We start from the raw sequence: 7,709 nt of genomic DNA on the forward strand, positions 1-7,709 counted from the left end.
TGCGCGGTGTTGATGGTGATGCCGCGCGCTTTTTCTTCTGGTGCCGCATCGATCTGGTCGTATGCTTTTGCTTCGCCGCCGAATTTCTTCGACAGAACGGTCGCGATCGCAGCCGTCAGGGTCGTCTTGCCGTGATCAACGTGACCGATGGTGCCGACGTTGACGTGCGGCTTGGTCCGTTCGAATTTACCTTTTGCCATTTTAGACTCCTAACGATTTTGAGAATTGCCCAGGCACTCGCCTGACTTGTCTTTGAATTTACTGCGACCTGCGTACTACTGAATTCTGGTGCCCTTTACGTGGATTGAACACGTGGCCTCTCCCTTACCAAGGGAGTGCTCTACCACTGAGCTAAAAGGGCTAATGTATCGCGATGTGCTACATGCATTGCAAGACTACTGGAGCGGGTGAAGGGAATCGAACCCTCGTCGTAAGCTTGGAAGGCTTCTGCTCTACCATTGAGCTACACCCGCGAGGTAACGCCTGAACTCTTCTTCACTGTACCGCCACAACTTCCTTGCAACATCTTGGTGGAGGGGGCTGGATTCGAACCAGCGTACTCATAGAGAACAGATTTACAGTCTGTCGCCTTTAACCACTCGGCCACCCCTCCGCGAGGAACCGCAGAGTATGAAGCAAGCACACAACACTGTCAACTAATTTTGCGGGATACATTCCGCGGAATCGGCGACGAACTTGCTTCGGGGCGTGATTGTAACCGCACCTGCGGCAACAGTGCAAGGCCAGGTGAATCGGCCGCAATTTCGTCTAGAATTATTCGCAACGGGCGTCGATCCCCGCAGCGTAATTTTGTGGCTCTAAAGCTACATTGCATTCTGGAGGGCTTTACATTGCACCCTCCTTCCGGCGCGCGGCGCAAGGCATTCGAGGCACCTATTTCGGCCGCCACTTCGAGGTGCTCAACGTCGCCGACGACGGCGTCCGCCGCGCCGCGCCGCGCTCCGACTACTACCCGGTGCTGCTGATCCAGCCGGCCAGCGGCGAGGTGCTGCTGGGGTGCGACTTCATGTCCGAGCCGCTGCGCGGCGCGGCGCTGGCGGCGACGCTGCGCAGCGGCCGGCCGGCCGCCAGCGCGCCGGTCAGGCTGAACCAGACCGGCACACTCGGCGTGCACCTGCTGCAGCGCGTGGCGGGCCTGGACACCGAGCCGACGGGCGTGCTGAACCTGGAGCTTCGGGCCAACGCGTATGTCGGGCGCGCCGTCGCGCAGTCGGGCTTCAAGCACTTCCTGGTCGCCTTTGCCGACATCACCGAGCGCGCCAGTCCGGTCACCATGACCGACACCATCGGCGCGCACGCGAACGGGCCGCGCTACCGCGGCGAGCTCGCATTCGGCGGGCGCCGCTACGAACTGCACTTGGCGCCCGACGACGCCTACCAGAGCGCCCAGCGAAGCTGGCAAAGCTGGAGCGTGCTGACCGGCGACCTGCTGCTCGTCGAGGTGGCGCAGCGGCTGCGCGAACTGCTGCGCGACGTCGACATCATCGCCCGTCTCGGCGGCGACGAATTCATCGTCGTGATGGCCGGCGCGTTGACGCCCGAGCTGGTCAGCGCGGTGGCGATCCGCATCGTGCAGTCGCTGTCGGCGCCGTACCACTTCTCCAGCCAGACCATGTACAGCGGCGCCAGCGGCGGCATCGCCGTGTTCCCCGACGACGCGGCCAACGCCGCCACGCTGCTGCGCCATGCCGACACCGCGATATACGTCGCCAGGAGCCATGGCCGCGGCAACTTCCAGTTCTATTCGCCGGCGACGAATGTCGCTACCCACGAGCGGCTGCTGATGGAAAACCGCATCTGGGTCGCGCTTGGCCAGCAGCAGTTCGAACTGTACCTGCGCCGCAGGTGTCGCTAGTCAGCGGACGCGTGGTGAGCGCCGAGGCGCTGCTGCGCTGGGACCATCCCGAGCTGGGCCTGACGGGGCCCGAGCGCATCATTCCGGTGGCTGAGGAGTCGGGCCTGATTATCGCGCTCGGCATTGCGCGAGCGCGGCATCAACGTCGCCATCGATGACTTCGGCACCGGCTACTCGTCGCTGTCGTACCTGAAGCTGTTTGCGATCGACCGCATCAAGATCGACCGCGGTTTTGTGACCGACATCGAGACCGATCCGAACGACGCGGCCATCGTCACCGCCACCATCGGCATGGCGCACGCGATGGGGCTGACGGTGCTGGCCGAAGGCGTGGAGACGGCTGCGCAGCGCAATTTTTTGCGGCTGCACGTGTGCGACGAAGCGCAAGGCTACCTGTTCGCGCGGCCGATGCCGCCGGCGCAGTTCCGCGAGTTCATGGCGACGGCTTGGGGCCGGACCGCGGCGTTTGATTTTGGAGCCAGCGGTTAAAAGCCAGGGTCAGGTCTGACATTCGGACATTTCGTCTTCTTGAAATGTCCGAATGTCAGACCCGACCCTATGGCGACAGCGCGACCAGCACCTGGCCTTTGAGCGCCTTGATCAGCGACGTCTCGTCCGGCGGCACGCCCTCCGGCGCCGGATGGATGCGGTCGGCATAGAACAGGCCGAGCTGCACTTTGCCCACCACCAGCGGCAGCACGATGAAGCTGCGGGCGTCCGGCAGCAGGTTGCGGTGCCAGATCGGCAGCAGGTCGCGGATCTTGCTGCTGCCGGCATCGGCGATCATCAGGTCGGCGTCGTTTTCCATCGCCAGGTGGAACAGGTCGCGCGTCGGCGCCATCGGGAACACGAAGCCGGCCTGGCGCCGCTGGTGGTCTTCGCCGAACGCCACGCGCGCGCGGAACTGGCCGCTGCGCGGGTCCTTCAGGCACACCGTGGCGAAGCGAAAGCCCATGCTTCGGTACAGCGTCTCGAGCACCGCCAGGATCACGTCATTGAGCTTGGCGTCGCCGCCGGCGCGCATCTGCGTCACGTCCTGCACCCCGGCCAGCAGCAGCTCGCGCGCGTTGTGCGGCTTGCCGCTCGGGTAAAAGGTGTCTTCAGCGGTTTCGCCGGCGTCCATCGTCGCCAGCAGCAGCACGTTGGGCAATCCTTCGCCCATCGGCGCCTCCTCGATGCGCGGCTGCGGCTGCATGTTCATGCTCTGCAACAGGCCCGTCATGTGCGCCTGCACCGACGCGAACATGTCTTCCATCTGGTCGGCGTCGAGATTGAGGGCGACGCCGTAACGGGTCAGCAGCGAGCGCGCATCGGGCGTCGCCGCCGGGTTCACCGAGCGCGCCAGCAACTTCGACACCTCCATGCTGAACGACGCGACCTGGCGCATCCATTCGCCGCGGCTGGCGGCCGGCTTCTGGATCCCGGACGGCAGCGGCGCGAGCGAACGCACGATCGAATCAGGGATCTTCCACTCGGCCAGCACCGCCTCGGTCAGCGCGTCGTAGCTGCACCCGAGGATCATCTGCGAGGCCTGGCCGACGGTGTGCTTGCCGCCGGCGGCCAGCGCGCTGATCTCGCGGTAGCGCGCATGCTCGTGCGAGGCGACCAGCAGCGACCCAAGATTTTTGAACAGCGCCGCGATCGACGCCTCCTCGGCGCCCTGGTAGGAACTGGTGCGCGCCATTTCGCGTCCGACCAGGCTGGCGCACAAGGCGTTCTCCAGCTCGAGTCGCACGCTTTGCGCATGCGCGCTGTTCGACAGCGCGTCGACCAGCAGCATCGCCAGCGCCGTGGTCTTGACGTTGTCGAAGCCGAGCAGCGAAATGGCGCGCGAAATGGTCGTCACCGAAGTGCCCGACGCGGTGCGGTAAGTGGGCGTGTTCGACAGGCGCAGGATGCGCTGGGTCAGCGCCACGTCCGACAGCACGTAGTACGCCAGGTCGTGGGTGCCCTTGTCGTCCGAGGACGCCATCTGCACCACCCGCGCCACCGACGTGCCGAGCGCGAACATGTCTTCGTCGCCGCAGACTTTTTGCAGTAGCGCGGCGCGCACGCGGCGCGTCTCGTTGGCACTGGGCGGATTGGAGTCAACTGCCATTACTGTTTCCGTATTCTTCTTGGGTCGAATGGCCGCATCGGGCCCGTCAGGCCTTCTTCACGCGCGGACCCTTGTCGTATTTTTTGAGGATCTGCTGGTGCAGGCCGGCCAGTGCGGGCAGCTTCGGATTGATCGGGTCGAGCCGGCGCACGCTGTCGATCAGCGTCACCGCATACTGTCCGAGGCGCTCTTCCCAGCCGAGGTTTTCGAGGCACTTGAGCACCGCGACGGCGGCGTTGAACGCGACCTGCGGATTGTCCGGCAGCTTGTTGACCGCTTCGACCATCAGCGCCACCGCGCCTTTGTAGTCGCCTTCTTTTGCCTTGTTGGCGCCGGCGGCGACCATGTCGACGACCTGCTGGCGACTTTCCTGCGCGGTGCTGGCGGCCAGGTCGCCGCGGCCGGCCTTTTCGAACACGCTCATTGCCTTGGCCATGGCGGCGTTGTTGGAGGCGTTGCGCATGACGTCGCGCATGACGTCGGCCGCGCCGTCTTCCATGTTGTTCTGCAGGCAGTTGCGGGCCAGTTCCATCTTCATGTCGGCCGACAGCCCCGGCGCAGCCTTGCAGGCGGCCAGCGCCGCCGCCAGCGACTCGTTCAGGCGGACTTCGTTGCCGGTGTATTCATGCACCATGGCCGACGAGATCGCGCTGCACACGCTGGTGTTCTTCTGCCCGCCCATCGACTTGTCGAGGTCGCGGATGACCGCCGCGGCCTGCACCGGATCGCCCTTGCGCACCAGCGTCTGCACCAGCTTCACATGGTCTTCCGGGTCGCGGAATTCTGAATACTTGGCCTTGCTGACGACCTGCTTGAGCACTTTTTCGGCCGTTTCGGTGTCGCCCGTTTCGAGCGCCAGCTCGCCCAGCTTGCGCAAGCGCCGCACCGCGTGCGGCGACACCGCCACCGCCTCGGCCAGCACCGCCTGCGACTTTTCCAGCGCGCCGATGGCCGAATGGGTCTTCGACAGCCAGTCGTAGGCGTCGACGAATTTCTTGTTGCTCTCGACCAGGCCCTCGAGCATGTCCTTCGCTTCGTCGAAGCGCTCGCGCATGAACAGCGTCTTGGCCAGTCCGAGCCTGGCCCAGGCGATCGCCTTCGACTCGAACAGCTGCTGGTAAATCGGCTCTGCTTCGGCCGGCTCGCCGAGGAACATGTGCAGCTCGGCGCGCAGGCGCAGGAAGTCGACGGCGTAACGCGGGTGCGCCTTCATGCCGTCGATGCAGGCGCTGATGGCGTCGCGCTGGTTACCGCTTTCCATGAATTGATAGACCGGCATGAACACGTTGCGCCGCTCCAGCGCGCGGCCGATCCGCTCGAGCAGGCGGTCGGCGGTGAACGGCTTGAGGATGTAATCGGTCGGCGCCAGTTCGGCGGCGCTGACCACCTTGCCGTAATTGCCTTCGGCGGTGACCATGAAGAACATCGTCGACAGCGTGATCAGCTTGTGGTGGCGCAGGTCTTCGAGCAGCTGCTGGCCGTCCTGGCCGCCATCGAGGTCGTACTCGCACAGGATCAGGTCGAACGTCTTCAGGCCGAGGTGCTTGATGGCATTGTTCGAACTGCCGGCGTGGTCGATCTTGGTCAGGCCGCACAGGTTGAGCATGTTGTGGATGCTGGCGCGCATGCCCGCATGCGGCTCGATAATCAGTGCGGAGAGTCCGTCTAGTTCATTCATCAGTTGTTTTTCCTGTAATGCCATTGGCGTCCAAGCCACTGGCGCGCTGCTTGGGCACGCCTTATGCTTGGAGTATATAACGGCAAACTCGGAAAAAAGTTAAATCAGCCATGGCGGCGGTGATACAGCCCGCTTTTGACGGCTCGGCGCGACAAATCGACCGCGCCGACCCGCTCAATGGGCTGGAAAGGTACCCGGCGGCGGCGGCGGCGGCGCCTCGGCGCTTTGCCGCAGCGCGCGCAGCTGGGCGACAAGATAATGGTTATCGAACGCGCCGGCAACGCGCTGGCCGAACAGCTCGAGCAGGTCGCGCTGGATCGGCGCCACCGGCAGCGGCGGGATGAACGCGACGCAGGCGCGCCGCTGTTGTTCGGTCGGCACCAGCAGCACGGTGGCGTCGTCGTCGTACTGGCTGCTGCGCTGCGCCAGGGCGCGCTGGAAGGCCGGGCGCAGTGGATGGCCCGCCGGCAGCAGCGCCAGGCCGGCCAGGTCGGCAAAAGCGCCGCTGGCGGCCAGCACCGCCAGTTCGCCGCCGTCGGCCTGCACCACGCACAGCATGGCATCGGCGCCGACGCCGAGCACGGCGGTGGCCTGGCCGAGCACACCGGTGGCGAATTCGCGCAGCGAGCCGCCGTGGTACACCGCCTGGTACAGGTGGCCGGAGCAGGCCAGCACGCGCGACAGCGCATCGCGGCTGCGCTCGAGCGTGGTCAGCGTGTCGTAGGCGCGCAGTGCCGAGATCACGGCGGTAAACAGCCGCTGGGTGGTCAGTTCGGTCTTTGCCTTGTAGTCATGGATGTCGTAATCGATGATCACGCGCTGCTCCGGCGCCTGGCCGGGCTGGCCGGTGCGCAGCACCACGCGCACGGTGTGGTTGCCCAGATCCTCGCGGATGCGGCGCGCCAGCACCAGGCCGGCGTCTTCGGTTTCCATCACCACGTCGAGCAGCACTAGCGCGATGTCGGCGGTGTCGCGCAACAGCGTGAAGCCTTCGGCGGCGCTGTGGGCCGAGAACAGTTCGAGCTCGCGGTCCTTGAAGGCGACGTTGCGCAGCGCCAGCCGGGTCACCGCATGGACGTCGGCGTCGTCGTCGACCACCAGAACCCGCCAAGGCGGCAGCGCGCCGGCGGCATGTGCGGCGCTGGCGGCCGACATGACGGCATCGTCATCGTCGATCAGCCAGTCGTCGTCGTCTGTGTTATCCATCCAGGCTCCTGTCGGGAGGCGCAACGCTGCCAAAATCACAAGCCTAGAATATATCCAAAGCGGCGCGCGCGTCCAGTCTTTCGGCGCTCCATGCAAGCTGAGGCGCCGGCCGACCGGAAGCGGTGCTACGGCGCGGCGGCCGGAGCCGGCCCGGCCGGCGCCCTGACGCGCGCGGCGCAGTCGGCCTTGCCGGCGCCGGCGTCGACGTTCTGGTAGCGCACCTCGTATTTGCCGGCCGCCAGCCGGTCGATCGCCAGCGTCGCGTGCGCCAGCACGTACGCATGGCGCACGTTGGCGCGCCGATCGAGGTCGTACAGCTTGACGAACACCGCCGACGGATTGGCCGAGTTATCGACCTTTATCTGCATCTCCTCGCCCTGGTTGCCGACCAGGTAGCCGTCGACGTAGCCCGATCCGACCGGCCAGCTTTCGCCGTTGGGCGCCACCAGCGATTGCAGATCGGAGTCGCAATCGGGCGCGTGCGCCGGCACGATCAGCTGGGTTACCGCCAGCGCCTTGATGTCGGGCGGGCGCGCCGCCTGGTTGTCGGGCAGGTAAGCCTTGCCGACCGCCCAGCTGTCGATGGCCGGATCGGTGGCCGACTCCGGCACCAGCTGCGGCTGCACGCGCGGCACCGCCGTGGTGCCCAGCACCGAGGCCAGCGCCGCCGGCAGCACGCGCGGCTGGTCCACCGCCAGCAGGCCGACCGCGCAACCGGCGGCGAAGCAGGCGCCCAGCGCCAGCCACCACTTCGGGTCGCGGCGGCGCCCCAACGGCGCCCGCGCGGCGGCCCGCGGGGGCGCCCCCGCCAGCGCCCGGGGGCCCCCGCCCGCCCGGTGGGCGGCGGGGGG

8 protein-coding genes and 3 tRNA genes are annotated in these 7,709 nt (G+C 66.1%); 3 read left to right on the forward strand and 8 right to left on the reverse strand.

Going from position 1 to position 7,709, the window contains the following annotated elements; genetic code table 11:
- The 4 genes from ACP7DD_RS25660 to ACP7DD_RS25675 all read right to left on the reverse strand — a co-directional run.
- Positions 1-200: GTP-binding protein (locus ACP7DD_RS25660; protein WP_233171119.1), on the reverse strand; the 200-nt coding region annotated here is incomplete at its 3' end.
- Between the two features lie 86 nt (positions 201-286).
- A tRNA-Thr gene (locus tag ACP7DD_RS25665) sits at positions 287-361 on the reverse strand.
- A gap of 38 nt (positions 362-399) precedes the next feature.
- A tRNA-Gly gene (locus ACP7DD_RS25670) sits at positions 400-473 on the reverse strand.
- 55 nt (positions 474-528) lie between these two features.
- A tRNA-Tyr gene (locus ACP7DD_RS25675) sits at positions 529-613 on the reverse strand.
- A gap of 303 nt (positions 614-916) precedes the next feature.
- On the opposite strand from ACP7DD_RS25675, the gene ACP7DD_RS25680 reads away from it, so the two are divergent.
- Genes ACP7DD_RS25680 through ACP7DD_RS25690 form a run of 3 tightly spaced genes read left to right on the forward strand, consistent with a single transcriptional unit; the run spans position 917 to position 2,365 of the window.
- The gene (locus ACP7DD_RS25680; RefSeq protein ID WP_426178127.1) at positions 917-1,876 is read left to right on the forward strand and encodes a diguanylate cyclase domain-containing protein; all 960 of its coding nucleotides are present in this window, start codon (positions 917-919) and stop codon (positions 1,874-1,876) included.
- The gene (locus ACP7DD_RS25685) at positions 1,867-2,034 is read left to right on the forward strand and encodes an EAL domain-containing protein (RefSeq protein WP_426178129.1); all 168 of its coding nucleotides are present in this window, start codon (positions 1,867-1,869) and stop codon (positions 2,032-2,034) included. The genes ACP7DD_RS25680 and ACP7DD_RS25685 overlap by 10 nt, the downstream gene beginning before the upstream one ends.
- Positions 2,000-2,365 carry an EAL domain-containing protein gene (locus tag ACP7DD_RS25690; protein WP_426178130.1) on the forward strand — a complete coding sequence of 122 codons (366 nt, stop codon included), beginning with the start codon at positions 2,000-2,002 and terminating at the stop codon, positions 2,363-2,365. Before ACP7DD_RS25685 ends, ACP7DD_RS25690 begins: the two co-directional genes overlap by 35 nt.
- 67 nt (positions 2,366-2,432) lie before the next feature.
- Here the strand turns inward: ACP7DD_RS25690 and ACP7DD_RS25695 are convergent, their stop codons facing one another.
- The 4 genes from ACP7DD_RS25695 to ACP7DD_RS25710 form a co-directional block, all read right to left on the reverse strand.
- Positions 2,433-3,974: an HDOD domain-containing protein gene (locus tag ACP7DD_RS25695; RefSeq protein ID WP_426178132.1), complete on the reverse strand. Its 1,542-nt coding sequence runs from the start codon at positions 3,972-3,974 to the stop codon at positions 2,433-2,435.
- Between the two features lie 46 nt (positions 3,975-4,020).
- Positions 4,021-5,652: a response regulator gene (locus ACP7DD_RS25700; RefSeq protein ID WP_426178134.1), complete on the reverse strand. Its 1,632-nt coding sequence runs from the start codon at positions 5,650-5,652 to the stop codon at positions 4,021-4,023.
- A 174-nt stretch (positions 5,653-5,826) separates the two neighbouring features.
- Positions 5,827-6,858, reverse strand: coding sequence for a DUF3369 domain-containing protein (locus ACP7DD_RS25705; protein ID WP_426178135.1), 1,032 nt, complete (start codon positions 6,856-6,858; stop codon positions 5,827-5,829).
- 125 nt (positions 6,859-6,983) lie between these two features.
- A partial coding sequence (locus ACP7DD_RS25710) for a J domain-containing protein (protein WP_426178136.1) occupies positions 6,984-7,709 on the reverse strand: 726 nt, incomplete at its 5' end.

The sequence above is a fragment of the Massilia sp. TWR1-2-2 genome, from assembly GCF_049897565.1.
Taxonomy (GTDB): domain Bacteria; phylum Pseudomonadota; class Gammaproteobacteria; order Burkholderiales; family Burkholderiaceae_D; genus JAFCUW01.